At 69.2% G+C, this 18,637-nt stretch carries 20 protein-coding genes; 11 read left to right on the top strand and 9 right to left on the bottom strand.

Features of this window, described 5'->3' with window-relative positions:
* Nucleotides 1-10: 10 nt before the first annotated feature.
* The 7 genes from JAO84_RS05495 to JAO84_RS05465 are packed head-to-tail and all read right to left on the bottom strand — an operon-like array spanning nt 11 to nt 5,232.
* Nucleotides 11-877 (bottom strand): hypothetical protein, encoded by an 867-nt coding sequence (locus JAO84_RS05495; RefSeq protein ID WP_370410924.1) that lies wholly within the window; start codon nt 875-877, stop codon nt 11-13.
* Nucleotides 874-1,797 (bottom strand): NAD(P)-dependent oxidoreductase, encoded by a 924-nt coding sequence (locus JAO84_RS05490; RefSeq protein WP_370410922.1) that lies wholly within the window; start codon nt 1,795-1,797, stop codon nt 874-876. Before JAO84_RS05490 ends, JAO84_RS05495 begins: the two co-directional genes overlap by 4 nt.
* Nucleotides 1,794-2,459 (bottom strand): TylF/MycF/NovP-related O-methyltransferase, encoded by a 666-nt coding sequence (locus tag JAO84_RS05485; RefSeq protein ID WP_370410920.1) that lies wholly within the window; start codon nt 2,457-2,459, stop codon nt 1,794-1,796. Before JAO84_RS05485 ends, JAO84_RS05490 begins: the two co-directional genes overlap by 4 nt.
* A gap of 5 nt (nt 2,460-2,464) precedes the next feature.
* Entirely contained in the window at nt 2,465-2,935 is a 471-nt protein-coding gene (locus JAO84_RS05480; protein WP_370410918.1) for an NUDIX domain-containing protein, read from the bottom strand.
* Nucleotides 2,926-3,795 carry an isocitrate lyase/phosphoenolpyruvate mutase family protein gene (locus JAO84_RS05475; RefSeq protein ID WP_370410916.1) on the bottom strand — a complete coding sequence of 290 codons (870 nt, stop codon included), beginning with the start codon at nt 3,793-3,795 and terminating at the stop codon, nt 2,926-2,928. Before JAO84_RS05475 ends, JAO84_RS05480 begins: the two co-directional genes overlap by 10 nt.
* On the bottom strand, nt 3,788-4,474 hold the full coding sequence (locus tag JAO84_RS05470) for a dTMP kinase (protein ID WP_370410914.1): 687 nt from the start codon (nt 4,472-4,474) through the stop codon (nt 3,788-3,790). The genes JAO84_RS05475 and JAO84_RS05470 overlap by 8 nt, the downstream gene beginning before the upstream one ends.
* Nucleotides 4,471-5,232: a hypothetical protein gene (locus JAO84_RS05465; RefSeq protein ID WP_370410912.1), complete on the bottom strand. Its 762-nt coding sequence runs from the start codon at nt 5,230-5,232 to the stop codon at nt 4,471-4,473. The genes JAO84_RS05470 and JAO84_RS05465 overlap by 4 nt, the downstream gene beginning before the upstream one ends.
* A gap of 306 nt (nt 5,233-5,538) precedes the next feature.
* Between JAO84_RS05465 and JAO84_RS05460 the strand changes: the two genes are divergently transcribed.
* Genes JAO84_RS05460 through JAO84_RS05450 form a run of 3 tightly spaced genes read left to right on the top strand, consistent with a single transcriptional unit; the run spans nt 5,539 to nt 8,498 of the window.
* The gene (locus JAO84_RS05460) at nt 5,539-6,951 is read left to right on the top strand and encodes a helix-turn-helix domain-containing protein (RefSeq protein ID WP_370410910.1); all 1,413 of its coding nucleotides are present in this window, start codon (nt 5,539-5,541) and stop codon (nt 6,949-6,951) included.
* A 59-nt stretch (nt 6,952-7,010) separates the two neighbouring features.
* Entirely contained in the window at nt 7,011-8,012 is a 1,002-nt protein-coding gene (locus JAO84_RS05455; RefSeq protein ID WP_370410908.1) for an asparaginase, read from the top strand.
* A gap of 27 nt (nt 8,013-8,039) precedes the next feature.
* Nucleotides 8,040-8,498, top strand: coding sequence for a PPC domain-containing DNA-binding protein (locus tag JAO84_RS05450; RefSeq protein ID WP_370410907.1), 459 nt, complete (start codon nt 8,040-8,042; stop codon nt 8,496-8,498).
* Here the strand turns inward: JAO84_RS05450 and JAO84_RS05445 are convergent.
* Complete coding sequence (locus JAO84_RS05445; protein WP_370410905.1) at nt 8,485-9,108, bottom strand: amino acid transporter; 624 nt, start codon at nt 9,106-9,108, stop codon at nt 8,485-8,487. The two genes, JAO84_RS05450 and JAO84_RS05445, sit on opposite strands and share 14 nt — an antisense overlap.
* A gap of 329 nt (nt 9,109-9,437) precedes the next feature.
* Between JAO84_RS05445 and JAO84_RS05440 the strand changes: the two genes are divergently transcribed.
* The 7 genes from JAO84_RS05440 to JAO84_RS05410 all read left to right on the top strand — a co-directional run bounded on the left by JAO84_RS05440 (nt 9,438) and on the right by JAO84_RS05410 (nt 16,527).
* Complete coding sequence (locus JAO84_RS05440; RefSeq protein WP_370410903.1) at nt 9,438-10,124, top strand: ATP-binding protein; 687 nt, start codon at nt 9,438-9,440, stop codon at nt 10,122-10,124.
* Nucleotides 10,121-11,440, top strand: coding sequence for a hypothetical protein (locus JAO84_RS05435; protein ID WP_370410901.1), 1,320 nt, complete (start codon nt 10,121-10,123; stop codon nt 11,438-11,440). Before JAO84_RS05440 ends, JAO84_RS05435 begins: the two co-directional genes overlap by 4 nt.
* Nucleotides 11,385-11,828, top strand: a complete 444-nt coding sequence (locus tag JAO84_RS05430) for a hypothetical protein (RefSeq protein WP_370410899.1) — start codon at nt 11,385-11,387, stop codon at nt 11,826-11,828. Before JAO84_RS05435 ends, JAO84_RS05430 begins: the two co-directional genes overlap by 56 nt.
* A 60-nt stretch (nt 11,829-11,888) precedes the next feature.
* Entirely contained in the window at nt 11,889-13,088 is a 1,200-nt protein-coding gene (locus JAO84_RS05425) for a damage-control phosphatase ARMT1 family protein (RefSeq protein ID WP_370410897.1), read from the top strand.
* A gap of 685 nt (nt 13,089-13,773) precedes the next feature.
* Nucleotides 13,774-14,244 (top strand): hypothetical protein, encoded by a 471-nt coding sequence (locus JAO84_RS05420; protein WP_370410895.1) that lies wholly within the window; start codon nt 13,774-13,776, stop codon nt 14,242-14,244.
* Between the two features lie 128 nt (nt 14,245-14,372).
* Complete coding sequence (locus tag JAO84_RS05415) at nt 14,373-15,632, top strand: MAB_1171c family putative transporter (RefSeq protein ID WP_370410893.1); 1,260 nt, start codon at nt 14,373-14,375, stop codon at nt 15,630-15,632.
* A 265-nt stretch (nt 15,633-15,897) separates the two neighbouring features.
* Nucleotides 15,898-16,527, top strand: coding sequence for an HAD-IA family hydrolase (locus JAO84_RS05410; RefSeq protein WP_370410891.1), 630 nt, complete (start codon nt 15,898-15,900; stop codon nt 16,525-16,527).
* A 362-nt stretch (nt 16,528-16,889) separates the two neighbouring features.
* On the opposite strand, the gene JAO84_RS05405 is transcribed toward JAO84_RS05410, so the two are convergent.
* Nucleotides 16,890-17,762, bottom strand: a complete 873-nt coding sequence (locus JAO84_RS05405; RefSeq protein ID WP_370410889.1) for a helix-turn-helix domain-containing protein — start codon at nt 17,760-17,762, stop codon at nt 16,890-16,892.
* Nucleotides 17,763-18,310: 548 nt separating this feature from the next.
* Between JAO84_RS05405 and JAO84_RS05400 the strand changes: the two genes are divergently transcribed.
* Entirely contained in the window at nt 18,311-18,637 is a 327-nt protein-coding gene (locus JAO84_RS05400; protein ID WP_370410887.1) for a transcriptional regulator, read from the top strand.

Raw genomic sequence — 18,637 nt, 5'->3', positions numbered from 1 at the left:
GAGGCGCGGTCTACGCGCCATCGGTGGAGACCGTGGACAGCCACCCGAGAAGCTGTCCGCCGGTGAGGGGGATGTGGACGTCGCCACGGCGAAGGAACCACCCGTCGGCGTACCGCTGGGGCAGCCAGCCGGCGTCAGGGGCACCCAGATGGGGAGGCTGCTGCAGCGGGTCGTCGACGGGCCAGCAGTCCAGGAGCGCTCTGGCCACGCGTCGCTGAACGGGACGGAACCACTCCCACGTCTCCGCGCGAGTCGGGTCGATCGACGGGCGGGGCTGCGCGCCGGCAAGCAGCGGCAGCCACTTGTCGCCCAGGACCGGGTGGCCGGCCGCCGCGCAGCCGAGCGCGGTGAGGCAGCTCTCCAGCTTCCGGCACACGACACCGACCGATTCGGTCAGGCCGTCCTCGACGAGGCCGGTCAGGTCCTCCGCGAGACTCGCCGCGACCTCTGCCTGGTCGGCGACCGCCCAGCGTCGGTAGCCCTGGCGCTCCCCGGGAGCGAGTACCGGATCCCAGCGCCCCGAGCCGTACGAGAGGGCGGTACGCAGACACATGAGGTCGTGCATCGAGGCGCGTACCCGGCGGAACGATCCGAGGTCGTCGCGGCGGACGTCGAAGGAGCGGAGCAGGTGACGGAGTTCCTCCGCCCGCTGCGGCGCCGTCGCCTGGAGGTCGACGCGGACGCCGTCCACGATGCGTGACTCCCACGTCGGAAGGTCGCCGTCCACGATGCCACGCAGGTCGATGTCGCTCGCCGCGTGGGCGAAGCCGCAGGCGAGGGCTCCCTCCAGCCAGACCTCACGGGCCTCGCCGGACGCGACCAGCGCCTGGGCGACTCTGTCGGCGATCTCCCGGCGCAGTCGTGCCGATGGGTTCACCGGTGGCCTCCCTCGATCAGGATCTTGTCGTCAGCGGTGATCTCCCTGAGGAGATCTATGGCCCATATGTCGAGCGCGCCGCGCACGTCGGACCGCTGGGCGCCGATGTGGGGCGAGGCCAGGAGGTTGAGCGGTGTCGTGGAGCCGGTCAGGAGCGGCAGGTGCTCCCGCTCGACTGGGTCGAGGGCGAGGCCCGAGAGCCTCCCATCCGCTAGCGCCCGCAGGCAGGCGGCGACGTCAAGGGTCTCCAGCCGCCCTGCGCAGATGAGTAGAGGCCGCTGCGGAGCGACGCGTGCCAGGAAGTCCTCGCCGATGAGCTGTTCGGTCGTGCGACGCAGCGGCAGAGCGACCACGTGTACCTGCGACTGCTCCACGAGGGCTGTCGGCGACAGTTCCCGCAGACCGGGAGGGTTCGACGGCCACGCGGCGAAGGCCGTCCCGCCCATGAAGGGGGCCAGGGCCCAGTCGGCGGCCAGTCCCACCGGACCTGCGCCCCAGATACCCGCGGCCAGGGTGCCGAGTGACGCTCCCATGCACGCCTCCTTCTCGTGCCGGCCGAGCAGGAGCGCGTGCTGCCCCAAGGGGATCCGTCGCGCCAGGGAGAGGGCAGCGGCGAGGACCCACTCGCCCACGGCGTCCGCGCCGGCCTCGGCGTTGCGGTGCAGCGTGATGCCACGGTGCCGGAGGGCGCTCACGTCGATGTGGTCGATGCCGGAGCCGGTCCGTACGACGTGCCGCAGGTTAGGGAGCGCGTCCAGCTCTCTCTCGCCGAGACGGACGCCGGAGCGCAGGACGAGTACGGCCGTGTCGGCGGGCGGAGGCGAGTCCAGGTCCGGCAACTCGTGTACGAGGACATCGGGCAGGGCGCGGCGGATCGCGCTCGCGTCCGCCGCACCGCGTAGCACCAGGACAGCGCTCATCCGGGGAACTCCGGCTTCTCGTACCGGCCGAAGGCGAGATCGCCCTCGCCGACGACGACGGTCATGGGCGAGGGCGCGCCGAAGTACGCGTCGCAGGCGCGCTTCACCCCCGGGAGTCCGTCCCAGGCGCGTGGGTTGACCGCCGTGTCCGCGTAGTCGTCGACGAGCAGCACACCTGTCGGCATCAGGCGGGTGACGCAGTGCGTGAGTCCCGTGAGGGTCGAGTCGTAGAAGTCGCCGTCCAGGTAGGCGAACGCGATCTCGTCGGGCAGCTCCATGGGAAGGGTCTCGTCGAACCATCCCGGATGGATGACCGGTGCCGACCTGCCCCAGGCCGCGTGTGTGGCGCGCACATCGTCCGGGGACGACCGGAGCTCGCCCGCCGCCAGATGGTCCGAGTCCTCGGCGCCGGGCGCGGGCATGCCCTGGAAGGAGTCGTAGACGTGGATCTCGCGGTCGCGGTCGCCCAGCGAGTCGAGCACGCTACGGATCCAGAGGGCCATCGCACCCCTGTAGCAGCCGAGTTCCACCACGGCGCCCGGCACGCCGCGGGCGGTCAAGCCGGCGAGCTCGTCGGCGATCACGTGGAGCCGGTCGGCACACACCGTCCCTGCGTGCTCCCGCAGCAGCCACTCCCGGAGACCCTTCAGCGTCGGATCCATGAAGGTCACCACCTGTCCACGAAGGGGTCGGCGAGTTCCCCTCTCAACGCCGCCGACAGTGGGCGGTTGATCCGGGGCAGCAGGTACACGTCGCCCAGACGTTCCAGCGGAACCCACTCGAAGCCCACCTGGATGGGGTCCGGCGGTTCCGGCATGCGCGGCTCCGCGTCGTCCACCTGCTCCGCGAGGAAGTTGAACTGAACCTTCTGTACGTCCCCGAACTCGCCCTGCCACGACTCGGGGACGTACTCGACGACGCACAACAGACGCCGGGCCACGACCTGCAGGCCGGTCTCCTGCGCGACCTTGCGGTTCACGGCCTGGCGCAGGTCCTCGCCGACCTTGGCCTTGCCGCCGGGAAGGTTGTAGTGGAACCCGGCCTCGTCGTCGTACGACAGCAGCAGGACAGCGCCGTCGCGCACGACCGCCGCCTTCACGGAGACACTGATCCGAGGCAGCTCGGGTGTCAGACGCACGACAGCGCCTCCGGCTCGCCGACACGCATCAGGTCGCCGACCTCCGCCAGAGACCCCGCGACGGTGGAGCGGAAACTCCCTCCTCGCCGGAACTGACGGGCGGCGGCGCGCATACCCGCGAGGGCGGCACGGCTGAGCTGGTTCGCGTAGATGCAGAGGTGGAAGCCGGCCTCGCCGAGTTCGGCGGCGCTCAGGTCGGGGAACGCGGTGGGCACGCTGACCAGCGGCACGCCGTGACTCCACGCTCGCCCGATGGCACGTGCCTGATCACCGGTCGCGTCCTTGGAGTGGATGAGTACCGCATCCGCTCCGGCCTCGGCGTACGCCTCGGCACGGGCGATCGCCGTGGCCATGTCCTCGTCGGCGATCAGGGCCTCGGTGCGGGCCACGACCACGAGGCCGTCACCGGCGATCTTCCGTATGCGCCCCACCTGTTCGCACAGCAGGTCCCGGTCGGCGAGGTTCTGGGCCCGGTGGGCCGCGAAGCTGTTGCACTTCGGGTACGCGCTGTCCTCGACACACACCGCCGCGGCTCCGGCGCGCATCAGGTCGGACGCGAACCGCTCCGCCGCGCGCCCCGAACCGCCCGCGTTGTCGATGTCCACGATGACGGGCAGTTCGGTGACACGGCCGAGCGAGGCGACGACGTCGGACAGGTCGCGCGGGCCCAGGACGTTGGCGTCCGGCAGCCCGGAGGCCGCGGACACCTCCAGACCGCTCACCCACAGGGCGTCGAAGCCCGCCTCCGCCGCGACGTGCGCGGCGAGGGCGTTTACCGCACCGATCGCCAGGAGCGGGTGCGCCCGCTCGCTGTCGGCGAGGGCCTCACGCAGATGCATCGCCTTCGTGCCGTCAGCCATGAGTCTCTCCTCCGTCCGTACGGGCGGCGAGCGACGGCACCAGCTGCCGTTCGCGCAGTACGTCCCAGGCGGTGAGCAGCACCTCGGACCGGGGCCGGCGGGCGTCCAGGCGGACCACGTCGCCGAGGAGCGGGAACTCGCCCGGCTTCGTGACCACGGCCTCGTAGGTCTCGCGAACCCGGCTCTGGACGTCGTGCACGTCCCAGTCGGCCCGGACGGCGTCTCCCTGGCGGGCCTGCGCCCGGCTCATCGAGGCGTCGGTCTCCAGGTCCAGGACGAGCGTGAGATCCGGGGCCACGGTGAGCTGCACGGCCAGCGTCTCGTACGTCTCCGACGCCCTCATACCGTGCTTCACCGCGAAGAAGGCCAGCTCGCTGAGAAGCCAGCGATCCGCGATCACCGGCCGGGCCGGCCGCTGGGGGAGCACGAGGCGATCCAGCGTGGCCCGCTTGTCCGCCGCGATCGCGGACAGGTAGGCGTCACGGTTCCCGGCGTTCGGCTGGTACTTGCCGGTGGCGATGGCGGCGGCCTGGTCGGCGGCGAGGAAGTTGGTGGTGAGCATGCACAGCGGGGTGACTCCGTAGAGCCCCTCCCAGAGCCGGAACAGGCCCTTACGCAGCGTCGTCTTGCCGGTGCCGTCGAGCCCCTCGATGACGATGAACGGATAGCGGTGCTTCATTCGACCTGCCCCGCCCCCGTGCCGCCGGCGTACTTGGTGAAGCGACCCCGCCAGCGGGCCGTGGTGGACACCAGGTCCACGAGCCGGAGCTCCGCCAACTCGTCGATGAGGCGGGGCAGCTCGGGCTCGGCGCAGATGCCGGCCTCGATGGCCCGGCAGTACGCGGCGCGGAGGGCCGGGTCGTCGTCGGAGTCACGCAGCGCCGCCTCCAGCACCCGCGTGGCCATGCCGTGGGCCACGACGCTCACCGCGGTGCCCAGGGCCTGTTCGTGGAGCGGACCCGGGTGCGGCTCCAGCGTGATGTGGTGCACCCCGCGGTGGCGGATCACCGAGAAGAAGCCCACCCACCACGCGGCGGCGGCGCTGGCGGCGGTCACGGCGTCGGACCAGGCCGCCCCGGACTGCTCCGCGAGGATGCTCTGGGCAGCGGCGTCGGCGGCGCGCTGAAGTGCCCCGTGCCGGTTCCGCGACTCCGCTCCGTGTTGCTGGGGCAGCTCCCACCAGAAGCCGAGCCCGGCATTCTCCAGCAGCGCCATCGCGGACTCGCCGCCAGCGGGCAGCGGAGACGGGCGCTGGGCCAGCACGGAGACATCGGCGCCCGGCACGTCCGGCAGCACCTTTCCCTCGGCGACGGCAGCCCGCCATTCGTCGAGGTGGAGATGGAGCCGCTGGGTCAGCAGCCCGTCCGCCAGCGTCTGCCAGGCATGGACCAGCGGCGGCGAACCGGGTGGCCGGGGCGGCAGGGTCAAGGAGGTCACAGGTCGGATCCTCACGTCCGGGGAGTCGCGGCACGCGGCTCCGGTCGGTGGTGCTCCACCACGATGGCCGCCACGAAGGCCCACGCTCATGAGTGTTTATGAGCGCCACCAGCGGAACGTGTCCGGGTGGTCGCAGAGCGAGGGAGAATGCCGACCATGGTCGACAGCGGACAGCGGCGGTGTACGCGCTGCGGTGCCCTTCTCAGTCGCTTCAACGCCGGTACACGATGCGCCTCGTGCCAGGACGGGTCGGCCGCCCGACGGGCCGACCCGGCCTTCTGGCGTGATCCGACGGTCCGGCGAGCCGTGGCCGCATGGGAACTCGGCACCGTCGTCAAGCTGTTCAGGAAGCACACGGGCCTCTCCCAGGCCGGCGTGGCGCGGATGGTCAGCATCGACCAGGCCGAAGTCAGCAGACTCGAGCGTGGGCTCAAACAGATCCGCGACCGACGGCAGTTCGTCCAGTGGACCGATGCGTTGGGAGTTCCGGAAGAACTGCTCGGGCTCCTGCCCACGGCCGATCCGCACACCCCGGACGCGACGAGCCCACCAGGATCGGCGGACACCGGGGCCCGTGGGTACGTGGCGCTGCCCGAAGGCCCGGGCCAGCTTCTGTTACCCGCCGGCCGGTCCGTCTCGACGACGGCGCTGCCCGTGCTGACCCTTCCTGCGGCCTCCTTCATCGGGGACAGCCTGCGACTCGACTCCCGCCCGGAGCTGGACGCCTGGCGCACCATGCCGATGCGCGCGCTCGTCGTCGCGAACCGCACGGTGGACGGGGCGGTCCGGCAGTTCGTCACCGACGCCAGGCCGAGCGGCGTACGCGGCACCGCCTCCGACCCGGTCGACATCCCGGCCGCGTACGAACTGGACGACCTGACTTACGGCATCCTGTGGGCCATGTCGGGATTCGAGGCGGCGCTGCTCGGCGACGACCAGGCCCTGCACACCTCGTTGGCTTCGCTCACCGCTTCCCCAGGCTCGCCGCTCGCCTCCGACCACGGCCTGACCGAAGTGTCCACGATGCTGATCGGCTCGGAGACCGCAGCCCGGTACATCCTGGGCCACCGCGACCACCTGGGCGACGCACCCGTCTTCTGGACCAGGGAACAGCGCGGTGAGGAGGCCGCCACCTGGCTGTTCTTCCGGCACAAGTACCGCTACCTCGAACGAATGGCGCCCCGGCGTCCAGGCGGTACCAGCGGCCGGGGGTTCTGCGTCCCCGAGACGGCGGTCGCCTCCTCGCCGGCGTACGAGCGCGTTCTGCTGTTCCTCGCCATCGCGCTCATGGAGTCCTTCGGTATCCGTACCTGGGTGACGGACGACGGAGGCTTCGCGCACACCGACGGTTTCGCCCTCGCCCACGGGCGCCGAGCTGTGATCGCCTCATGGGTACGGACCGAGGGGGCGTCCCACCTCGCGGTCACCGCGCGGCCGGGAGCCCTGCGGACGTTCGCCGACGTGACCGGCCACGTCAGCCACCACTCGGCCACGGCGGCCGAGCAGGCCGGACAACGCCTCGCGGCAACCGCGGAGTACCTCGGCCTCGACGCCTCCTGGCTCGGTCGCCGGTGTGCACAGCTGTCGGCCGTCGGCCCGGAGCGGCTGGCCCGGCCGCGCAGCCGGTTGCTCGGCCTCGAAGGGCTGGAGGCCGCCTGCCGCTTCGTGGCCGAACAGCTGGTGATCATTCCGCGTACCCGGACGGCGCCGACCCGATAGCCTGCCTGAACCACTCGCGAGGCCGCGCTCGGCGGCGTCCGGACAGGGGAGCAGGGGACATGACGGAGTCGGTCAGGAACGTGGCGGTCTTCTCCCTCGGCGGCACGATCGCCATGACCACCGATCCCACCACCGGAGGCGTCGTACCCGCGCTCTCCGCCCACGAACTCCTCGCCGCGGTACCCGCCCTGGCCACGAGCGGCATCGGCCTCAAGGTGAGGGACTTCCGACGCCTACCCGGAGCCTCCCTGACCTTCGAGGACCTCACCGCACTGTCGGCCGCGATGACGGCGGAGCTGGAGACCGGAGACGTCCACGGCGTCGTCATCACCCAGGGCACCGACACCATCGAGGAGACCGCCTTCCTCCTCGACCTCTACCACGGCCACGAGCAGCCGGTCGTCGTCACCGGCGCGATGCGCAACCCCACCCTCCCCGGCGCCGACGGCCCGGCCAACCTCTATGCCGCTGTCCTGGCCGCCGCCGACCCTGGACTCAGGGGCGCCGGCTGCCTCGTCGTCCTCGGCGACGAGATCCACTCGGCCTGGACCGTCCGCAAGTCCCACACCACCAGCCCAGCCGCCTTCACCTCCCCGTCGTGCGGACCGATCGCGCGGGTCGCGGAGCACCGGGTGCGGATGGCGGGCGGCCTACCGCCCCGCGGACCGCTGGTCGGCGCCCCCGACCGTGAGGCGCGTGTCGGCCTCTACGTCGTCACCCTCGGCGACGACGGTGCACTGCTCGACCTGTGGGACGGCAGCTGCGACGGGCTCGTGGTCGGCGCCTTCGGCGTCGGCCACGTCCCGGAGCGTCTCGTGGAAGGGCTCACCAAGCTCGCGTCCCGCATCCCCGTGGTCCTCGCCTCCCGCATCGGCAACGGCCCCGTCCTGTCCGACACGTACGGCTTCCCCGGCTCCGAGAAGGACCTCCTCGGACGAGGACTCATCGGCGCCGGCGACCTCGGCCCGTACCAGGCCCGGCTCCTGCTGCAGGCCCTGCTCGCCCAGGGCGCCGACGGGGCCGCGGTCCGACAGGCCTTCACCGCCGCCTTCGCCCGCTGACCCCACCTCTTCAGGAGACACCCGCACATGCGTGCTCACGAGCTGACCGTCGGCCGTACCTTCGGCGTCACCTTCGACCACGGGGAGGACTTCTTCGAGGCGCTGTCCACCTTCTGCCGGGACAACGGCGTACGGCAGGGCTACATCCCCTCGTTCATCGGGGCCTTCGCGGAGGCCGAGATCGTGGGTGCCTGCGAGAAGCTCGCCGACCCGGACGCACCGGTCTGGGCGAAGACGTACGTCACCAACGTCGAGGCGTTCGGCGCCGGCACCCTCGCTCACGACCCGGCCACCGGCGGGATACTCCCGCACATCCACGTCTCCGCCGGCCTGAAGGCCCAGTCGGCCGACGGCAGGACGAGCCACCTCCTCAGCGCCAAGGTCCAGTTCCTCAGCGAACTGCTGGTCGTGGAGGTCACGACGCCCACGATGACCCGGCCCCGGAACCCCGACCTCTACGACGTCCCGTTGCTCACGTTCGGCTGACCGGCGGGAGCCGCCCGAGCCAGGGGTGATCGGGCGCGATCACGCTGACCGCGTCCGCCAGCCAGGCGCGTGCCGGAGCGTCGAGCAGCGGCAGCACCGCTTCGAAGTCGATCTCGTCCTTCTTCCGGGGCGCCTTCGCCTTGTAGAAGAGTTGGACCTCGGGCGCGAGATACGGGATGCCCGTCTCGGTCGTGCGTCCGAGCTGGTCGATCGGGAGGCGGATCGCCGGGTCACGCCGCGAGACCCACCGGGTGCCCTCGGCCTCGTCCAGCATGAGCTGCACCGACCAGGGCGCCTTGGGCGTGCGGCGGCACCAGATGTCGTGGAGCGGCGGCTGAAGGAACTCTCCAGGTCGCCACGGTCGCAGCTCCCCCTGGCCGGGCGGGTCCGCCACGTACAGGTCCCAGTCGGCCAGCAGGCCACGTACGAGGGCTTGGTCGCGCCGGAGGACGAGGACGTCGAGATCGCCGTGTGCGCGCAGCTCGCGGCCGACCGCGAGTTCGATCGCGTAGCCACCGGCGATCCACCACGGGAAGTCCGCCTTGGCGAAGATCGCGGCCACATCCTCGGGACGATCCGGCACCCAGCGTCCCAACACGTCAGCACTCACCTGCCCATACTCCCAGTGATCAGAGGGGCGGAGGCGAAGGCCGGCGGCGGGTCGGCGGTCTCGCTGGGGCGCCCTGTCGCCCGCTCGCACCCCCTGCGCTCATAAACGCCCATGAGCATCAGGAACACCGGCATCCATTGTTGAGTGCGTGACTCGCGACCGGCCTCGTGGCCGGTGCTTGAGCCACGATCCTTCCGGGGCCGCGTGCCCGAAGCCAGATGCTTCCTACGGCCGTATGCCTCTCAGCGGCGTACTGGCCGCACGTCCTCGACCACGTCGCAGCCCCGGGAGAAGGCCATCGCTGTCACCCACAGGAGGTCCGTCGCCCGATGATCAGCGCGCCATCCGCCGCTCTCGGCCTCGTGTACCGCTGGACCGACCGCACTCCCAACCCGACGGGCGAAGCCCGCGCGGTCCTTAGACGCGTCCTCAAGGACCTGGGGTTGTCCGGGGACGTCGTCAGTGACGGCGTCCTGGCCGTCTCGGAGCTCGTGGCGAACGCGCACGAGCACGCGTGCGGCCCGTACGAGGTGCACGTCCGCTCGGCCGCCGGGAGGTACATCTGCGAGATCCATGATGGGAACCCTCTGCTCCCCGCGGGCCTCTACAGCGGTGCCACGTTGTCATCGGACGCCGAACCGGCCGAGGGCCCGGACGGGTTGCTCGTCGAGCGTGGACGGGGTCTACGCATCGTGAACGAGCTGGCCCAGGGGCAGTGGGGGTTCCACGTCACGGAACGCGGCGCCAAGGCCGCCTGGATCGTGGTGGCCCCGGCGTTGCCGGACCCGTCCGACGGGAATGACGCTGACGGCACTCGGGCATCCCGGCTCGGGAACGAGTCAAAGCTCCGACAGCTTGACAGCGCATCATCATCCCACGATGGCAGCGGTCGAGCCCGCCTCCGACAGGAATCGGCCACAGATGCTCCACGTGCCCGGTGTGGCGGAGTTCCTCCCCTCGCCAACGTGTACGGTCCATCGAACAGCCTGGTGGCCGAGGGCACGGGGGAGTCTTGAATCTTCAACACAAGGCGGGGAACTACGTCAACGCTTCGTGGTCCATGGTGCGGCTGCGGGACCTGATCTACGACATGCTGGGTCTGCTGTTCACGGAGCTCAGCGCTCATGGCGGGATGGCGGGTGACGACAACGCCGGCCGGGCCTTCGCCGCCGTGTACAAGCCGGCGGTGAAGACCGTCTTCGAGGCGGCCGGCCTCGCTCACCAGGTGATGGCGAACGGTGCGGGCGCCATGCTCAAGGCCACCGAGGACTTCCTCAAGCAGGAGAGCGCGATCGCCGCGTCCCTGCTCGGCCAGAGCGTGGGGCCTGACATCGGGGCGCAGCCTGCGAGGCCGGACTGCAACCCGCGCGCCAGCCACAACGCCGAGGAGCTGCCCGAGGTCGTCGGCGAGACCAGCTGGACCGACCAGTACCTGCTCAGCTCGCGCTTCCACGGTCAGCGGGACAAGCTCCGCAAGACGGCCAACGCCTGGCGTTCGGCGGCGGGCATCCTGGACGACGCCTACTGGGACTCCGAAAGCGCCTGGCGCATTGCGACCGCTCAGCAGCTCGGCGAGACCGCCGCAGCCGTCCAGACCTTCTTCACCGTGTTCGTCGGCAAGACACCGCCTCCCTCAGAGGTCGGCGAGGACGAGACCCTGATGGCGAACCTGCCGTCCGCCTGCCGGATGATCGCCCACGCCTGCGACGTGTACGCGGATCACATCGAAACGGCGCTGAAGAGGATCCCGGACGAGGAAAGCCCTCTCTTCGGAGAGCCGCTCGCCATCTGGGAACGACCGCAGTTCGGCGGCGAGGGACACGACGGCGGCCTGCACGAGCTCGTCACCGGCGACGTGCGTATCGCGCGCCTGGGCAACATCCCGCCGGCGCTCGACAGCTCACAGGCCAAGGTCCCCATGCCGCAGCCGGACGGGGGCGGCTTCCTGCCCCTTCCGTCCCTGCCGCCCTTCCTCGCGCCGCTGATCCGGGTGCCCCTCGTGGTCCCCGTGGGCTACCGCCCGCCGAACGGCCCCCGCGTACAGCCGATGCCTCCGCCGACGCCGCCGGACCCGCGCTTCCCGCCCCTCACCGCCCCCGAGCAGCAGAACTTCCAGACGTGGTTGAACTCGTTGCGTGCCGGAGACGTGTCCGGCGGGAAGCCCGCCGAGGTCGCCTACCAGAAGCGGGTCGCCGGCTACCCCGAGTACGAGGTCCCCATCCCGCTCGGCATCAGCGCCAACAGCACCCTGCAGCACACGATGAGGGAGCGAGCGCGTGGACGCGTCCGAACTGGCCGAACTCCGCACCATGTACGTCTTCGGCCCCGCTGAGGGCTCCACATGGGGCCTGACCTACGAGGGGATCGAGACCAAGCTGCGCGAGCGGAAGGCGGACACGTTCGTCCGTATCGATGAGGGGGACGAAGGTCCCGTGCGCGGGTCCGTCATGCACTTCGGCATCACCATCGGCGAGGATGAGCTGGAGGGCATGGCCAAGCTGTCCCCGGAAGGCATCGCCGTCGAGGACTGCACGGCCCATGCCGCAGCGGAGTTCGTCAAGTGGCTGTGGGGCGTCGTCCCGGACGGCAGCAGCATCACCTTCAACACGGAGTGGGGCCTGGAAGCCAGCCTGCCCGACGCGCTCGTCCCCCACGTACCCCGTCCCCGCCTCGTGGCCACCTTCCTCGCTCATCTCGAAGCCACCGGCGGGCTGGACTGACAGCGAGCACACCCCAGGGAATCACGGCCACGTGAGCGACATGCGAAGGGCTTGGACACCATGGCAGAGAAGACCTCCCGTGTCTCGGGCGATGCGACCGGTGCGCCAGTCATCCTGAGCGACGAGCCCGGCTCGTTCGCCTGGGGTGTGCTGGCCAAGCGCCACCCTGCCCTCATCCAGCAGGTACGGGACGCCTTCCCGTACGGCCGCCGGCAGCACGAGGCCCTCGACGCCCTGCTGGACGAGACCACCAACGGCGTCATCGAACCTCTCGCCGCCGCGGACCACGATCGTGAGCGCTGGGCGGACCAGGGGAAGGAGTACTTCGGGCACTCGTGGTACGACGCTCCGTTCCTGTGGGCGGAGAGCTACTTCTACCGCCGGCTCCTCGGCGCGGTCGGGTACTTCGGCGCCGGCCCATGGCAGGGAGTCGATCCGTTCGCGCCGTTCAAGCGGGCCGAACTGCGCGGCGAGGCCGTGGAGGAGGAACTGCGGGCCCTGGACCCCCTCGCCGATGCTTCCGTCGAGGAGCGGGCTACGGCCCTGCTGTACGCCTCGCTCTGGGGCAACCGCGCGGACCTCGGCTTCAGCATCTCGGCGGGGGAGCCCGGACCGAGTGACGTTACGACCTCTGCGCTGGTCGCCGACGACAGCGCCACGCTGTGGCAGCTGCTGCCCGCCGGCGCCACGGCCACCGTGGCCGTGGTGGCCGACAACGCGGGTCGTGAGCTGATTCCCGACCTCGTCCTCATCGACCACCTCCTCGAGCACGGGCGTGCCGAGCGGGTCGTGCTGCACGTCAAGCCCTACCCGTACTACGTCTCCGACGCGATGACGGCGGACGTGGTCGACTGCCTCCGGCGCCTCACCGGGGCACCCGGCGAAGCCGGCCGGATCGGCGGCCGACTCTGGAAGGCCATGGCGGCAGGAAGCCTCGAGGTCCGCACCCACCCGTTCTTCTGCGCTCCACTGCCGTACGAGGAGATGCCCGAAGACCTTCGCGTCGAGTTCGCGAGCGCCACGCTCACCATCCTGAAGGGCGACCTCAACTACCGCCGCCTGGTGGGCGACCGGCTGTGGCACCCCACGACCCCCTTCGCCGAACGCACCAGGTACTTCCCCAGGGCCGTCGCGGCGCTCCGGACCTTGAAGTCCGACGTCATCGTCGGCCTGGAGCAGGAAACCGTGGATGCTCTCGAACTGGCCGGGGACGCCTGGCGTACGAGCGGTACTCACGCGCTGATCCAGGTGCGACCGTAGGCCCGGGGGCGGACGTACCGCCACGCGAGTCCTTCCACCGTTCGCCGGGGCGTTGGCAACTTTCCGGCACCGACCGACCTTGTTCCCCTGTCCTGCAACGAGAGCCACCGCCTGGCCAACACGTTCGTCATCCGCTGGCCCACGACGCACCCCACCAGCTCGGCTGCTCCGACCGGCGACACCGTCACCAAGCCCGTTCCTGGACCTGCCGCTGACGCGAGGGCGAAGGCGGGGTCTGCGCGAAGGCGCTCTTTTTCTCCGCGCCGCCGCAGGCGACCTCCGCTCCGACCGGACCGCGCAAACACAGGTGGACCGGCCTCGCCTCAGGAGCAACCAAAGATCAATTAAGGAAAGGTCGTCTAATTCCGATCTTGGAATACGGATTGCGAGATCATTTTCGCTTGGGTGACCTTCACGACAGCTCAGTCCGCATGGACCGCGCTTTCCTCCTTGTACGATTAGGTGCAGACAGGGCGTGCTGGTCGACCACCGCGAACCTCAGGCGCAAGCTCCTGGCTACTGGCGCCTCGCGGGCTGGCAGTGAACACCTCAGTGGAATTTCGATGGAGCGACGATGCGTTGGCGTAGGGACCCTTCACGGCGTGCCCTCGTGAAAGAGTGTGAGAGTCTGCTCGCCGATCTCCCTATCCCTGCCCCTCTGAGCGTCGAGGCGTTGGTGCGGAATATGGAGAGTGCGCTGGGGCGCCAGATTCGGCTGGTGCCACTGGACGACACCGACGGGGGCCTGGGCACGGCATGCGGTCTCCGGGTCAAGGCGCCGGAGTTCACGATCATTCTCTATCGCCGCCGTTCGAGTCGGAATCAGACTGAGCACATCATTCTCCATGAGCTCGCGCACGAGTGGCTGAACCACGGTACCTCCCTGACAGTCAAGGAGATCGAGCGATACGTCCCTGAGCGCGTTCGTCAGGAAGTGCTTCGACGTTTCCCGTCGGCTCTGGTCCAAGGGCGCGTGGATTTCGGCAGTCCCGAGGAGAAGCAGGCCGAGCTTTCGGCTTCGTTGATCAAACGGTTGGCGCGCCGTCAGTCATTCATGGGAGACGACATGGTCAGCCTCCTGGAGCATTCACTTGCCCACCCGGTCGCCGCTCCACCGCGGCGACGACTCCAGCCGCGATCGGCTGGCGACCGCTGAGGCGCAGCTCTCCCGGCCTTACGGATTCCACCACATCGCCCAGTCCACCCCGTTGGAAAATCAGGCTGCGGCCGACCGGTCTTCCGGGCCGGTGAAACGTGCAGCCGACGCAGATACCCACTGGTTCCGTGTTCGACTACATCAAATACCTTACTGCGGTCGTGATGACCCTTATCGCCGTATGGCGATTCCCAGCGGTTCGGTACGCCGACGCTCACCGCCGGGCGCTCTGGGGCGGTTATGCGGGATTCGCCGTGGCCCTCTGGATCTACACACCAGCAGTGATGGATGCGGTGGATCGCATTCCGGTAGTGGACCTGAGCGCCCTACTCAGGCACTTCGCCAGTACCGCGGCGATCATTGCGGCCCTGACCTATGTCGCCACCAGCTACGGGAAGAGCTCGGAGACGGTCGTGCCCCGGCACGTGGCGGTCTCCTGCTGGATCGCCCGCGCGTCCTACGGGACGGGGGTGATAGGCGTCGTTCTGCTCACGGTCCTGTTCTTCACCGTGGTGGACCGCGACGAGCCGAGCCAGAACTTCCTCGTCGACCACGCTGGGCAATGGGGGGTCGCGGTCTACATGACGGTGTTCTACTTCTTTCCGCTCGTCACGACCGCAGTCTGCGGCTACCAGTGGACGAGGGCGGCGCGACGGGTCGAGGACACGAGCATGCGTGTCGGACTGGGTTTGATGGGGATTTCGATGTGGATGGGGCTGACCCACACGTTGGCGCGTATCACCATCCTTTGGGCTGCGGTAGCTTTCCCTCTGAGTCCCTCCATAGTCCGGCTCTTTGTCGATGCCACAGCGATATGGATGAACCTGCTCTTCCTGATCGTTGCCGTCGGTGCGAGTATTCCCACCACCCGCGCGGCGGCGGCCCGGTGGAGAACTTGGCGCACCCTGTACAGGACTTACCCGCTCTGGTTCGACCTGGTGGATGCGTTTCCCGGGACGAGTCTTTATCCACCAGGGCGGCGCTTCGCGGAACTCAGGCACATACGTGTCCCCATCGATGTTCGCTTGGACCGATGGACTCAGGACATTGCTGACGCTTGCGAGAAGCTGCGCTATTACGCTCCACGAGATCTGATGTTCGCCGCGGAGGACATCACCGCATCGCACCCCGACCCTGAGCCGGCCGCGGAAGCGTACTGGATCAAGGCCGCACTTCAGGTCGCTGACACCTCGCAAGCCAACCCGTACACAACTGCCCCTCTGAGAGAGAAACCGTTCGTTGACACCGACAGTGAAGCGGCGTGGCTTGTGCGGGTCAGCACGGCCTACTCGCACATCACCACGGATCAAGCCCGGGAGCTTCTCCGGCACTCCGTAGAAGTGGAATCCGAACCGAGCCGCCGGCCTGCTATTGGCTTCAGGGTCTGATTTCTCGTTTCAGACCACATTTCCCGATGGGCGAAGCCAGGCTGCATAGCGATCTTGAATGGCGGTCCGGTGAGTGAGATTTGGCACCGTCCACCGTATGAACTGGGCTGATATCGTGGGACATGCGGACTGATAGCTCTTGCTCCGCCTCGTAAGTGCACCCCGGCCTGCGACGCACCTCTACTCCCGTCGCCACATGTAGCCGGGCAGTGACGCTGTCCGGTCTGGATGGGCGTCCGAAATCTCAGCAATCTGGAGTTCTCGCATGTCCAACCGCCGCACGGGCCTCATCCTCGATTTCGGAGGCGTTCTCACCACTCCGCTGCTGCCTGCAGTGCTCGCGTTCGAGCAGCGCGAGGGCCTGCCGCAGGGCGCCTGCCTTACGGCCCTGTACAAGGACGAGGAGGGTGTCCGGATCACCAGCGACCTCGAGCGCGGAGCGGTCTCCCAGGCCGAGTGGAACGAGTTCGCCGGCAAGATGCTGGGTGTGCCGGCTGACAACCTGATGGGCCGCATCTTCGGCGACCTTCGCCCCGAGCCGCTGATGATCAATGCGGCTGCCGCGGCGAGGCGGGCCGGGATCCAGGTGGGCATCCTGTCCAACAGCGTGGGACTCGCCCCGTGGGACCTGTACGACGGCTACGAACTTGAGCGACTGTACGACGTCGTGGTGATCTCCGAGCAGCACCTGCTGCGCAAGCCTGACCCCGAGCTCTTCGAGATCACGCTCAAGCTCATGGATCTGCCCGCCGAGGAGTGCGTCTTCGTCGATGACACCGAAGCGTACGTCCAGGCAGCAGAACAGCTCGGCGTTACAGGAGTGCACAATCAGGACCCCCGGCAGACGGTGGCCATGCTCTCCGAGCTGCTCGGCGTGGACCTCGCGGCGTCGTAGCCCGGCGGTCGGACCAGTCTCGATGCTGGGGGGCGAGACGTCGGCCCTGCTGCTCGCCGGCGCTGCGGCACGGCAACTCGTCCAGGATGTCGACGTTCGCCCGCTGCAGGGGATGCGGAGGGCGAGTGAGCCTCCGCTCGCGGCGTCGGAGTGCCGAGAACAGGAACAGCGAAGGGGCTACGGCGATGCCACTGACAGGGGCATCGCCGTAGTCCCTTCGCTGTTGTCGGCCACCGACGCGGCTGCAGGAACAGCTCATACCGGCCCGGTCTACGCAGGGTCCACGATCCGCGTCAGGCACCAAGCCGACAGAGCGGAAACGCCTCGGACGACCAAGCCCCGAGGAACACCTGCCGACGGCATCACTGCCCGTCCTGCACCTCTGGCAGCTTGTGCTTCAGCTCTCCGACGAGCTCGTTGATCTTGGCCATCATCTCGGCGGACAGTCCACCAGCGTTGCCGCGGGCAGCCAGGCCGAGGATCTGCCCCCGGTGAATCGAGCCGAGGAAGCGGAGTGCCTCCATGAATTCGCGGACCTTAGGGTCGACCTCGGCATCGTCCTGGAAGAGTGCCGCGTCGACCTGGAGGGCCTGGGCCAGGCCGGTACGCACCACATCGGAAGCCTCGGTTGTGGCACCCGCACGGAGGGCGGCGATGTCGTCGGCGGTGACGGCCGCCATGCCCGCATGCTCATTGACAAGCCGTGCGATTTCCTCATCAGAGGGCGCTTCCTGACCGACGTACCCGTGCTGCAGGAGATAGTTGATCTTCTCTCCGACCGTGCGGGGGGCGGACGCCGGCTCGTCACGCGAGGCCCTGGGACGAAGCCCGAACGAGCAGTCCTGGGCGGCCAGCAACTCCTCTTCGGTCACCCCGTACGCCCGTGCGAGCGGCTGTACGTAAGCATCACTGAGTCGGCGCCGGCCGGATTCGGCGTTGCTCACCGGTACGCGGCTCGCGCCGATGATCGCAGCGGCCTGCGCCACGCTGAGGCCGGCGTCGCAGCGCAGGAGCTGAAGATCCGGCGGACCGTCGTGAGGGAAAAGGACATTGAGCGGCTGACCGAGCGCCGCTGCGATCACGGGGAGCTTCTCGCCCTTGGGGAAGTCCTGGCCGCTCTCCCATCGCGCGACCGTGGGGGCGCTGACCCCCACCATCTCGGCCAGTTCCCTTTGGTGAAGATCCTTGCCCCGTCGGACAGCGCGCACGCGGCTGCCGTCGAACTGACGTGGCACATGAACTCCTGCAGGGTGCGAACGGGCCGGTGAGAACGGCCTCTGGAACAACTGTAACCCGGATTTGATGCATCCACGAAACTGACGTACGTTTCCGTACCGCGTCTGGTGGTCGGGATCCGGCTCTCTATGGTGCCAGCCCTGGGGGACCCCTACGCATGTTGGGTTGCCGTGGCCACTCGCGCAACGCGCCGTCGGATTCGATCCAGTCGGTACTGGCGGGCCGAGGGAGTGCCTTCCCCGATACCGGTCGTCGCGAGCCCTGTGCGACCTGTGACGAGTCGGGATGGACTTGCCACGGGTGTCTACGTATGTTCGTCGTCCCCCGCCGGGCGGTGACCCGGGAAGGGCCGATCAGGGAGGAGGTGGAGCGAATGCGAGCGCGCGGTCCGTGACGTGGCTCGGCAACGAAAAAACCGGCGCCCGGGAGGTACCAACTCCCAAGCGCCGGGCCGGCGCCCCGAGGGATGCCGATTCACATCTCGCGGGCGGCGGGGCTTTTGCACGAGAACCGCCACACCGCGTTCCTACGAACAACGGAGTATCGCATGCTCGCCATGCCGAGCGGAACTCTGGCCTGCCCGGACACCAGCCGCCAGCATCGCCTCGCGGCCCAGCTCGCCGACATGATCCCGGGCGCGGCCACCATCCGGGTCGGTCTCGACGATCCGAAGCAGAGGTGGCCCCACCTGCACGCGATCGTCAAGGACGCGGCCGGAAAGACCCTGGAGCCGAACCGTACGCCCCTCAGGGTCGCAGCCCACTGGATCCTGCGGGTCTGGCCGGAGGCGGACTGGACCCGACCTCAGGTCCTCGGCCTCGCCACCGACACCCTCACCCGCAGCGACCTGGTCGCCGCCGACCGGGGCCGCTGA

Origin of the sequence: Streptomyces fradiae (assembly GCF_041270065.1) — a bacterium.
Lineage (GTDB): Bacteria > Actinomycetota > Actinomycetes > Streptomycetales > Streptomycetaceae > Streptomyces.
The sequence above is the reverse complement of the archived record's forward strand: the minus strand, read 5'-3'. Positions and strand labels throughout refer to the sequence as shown.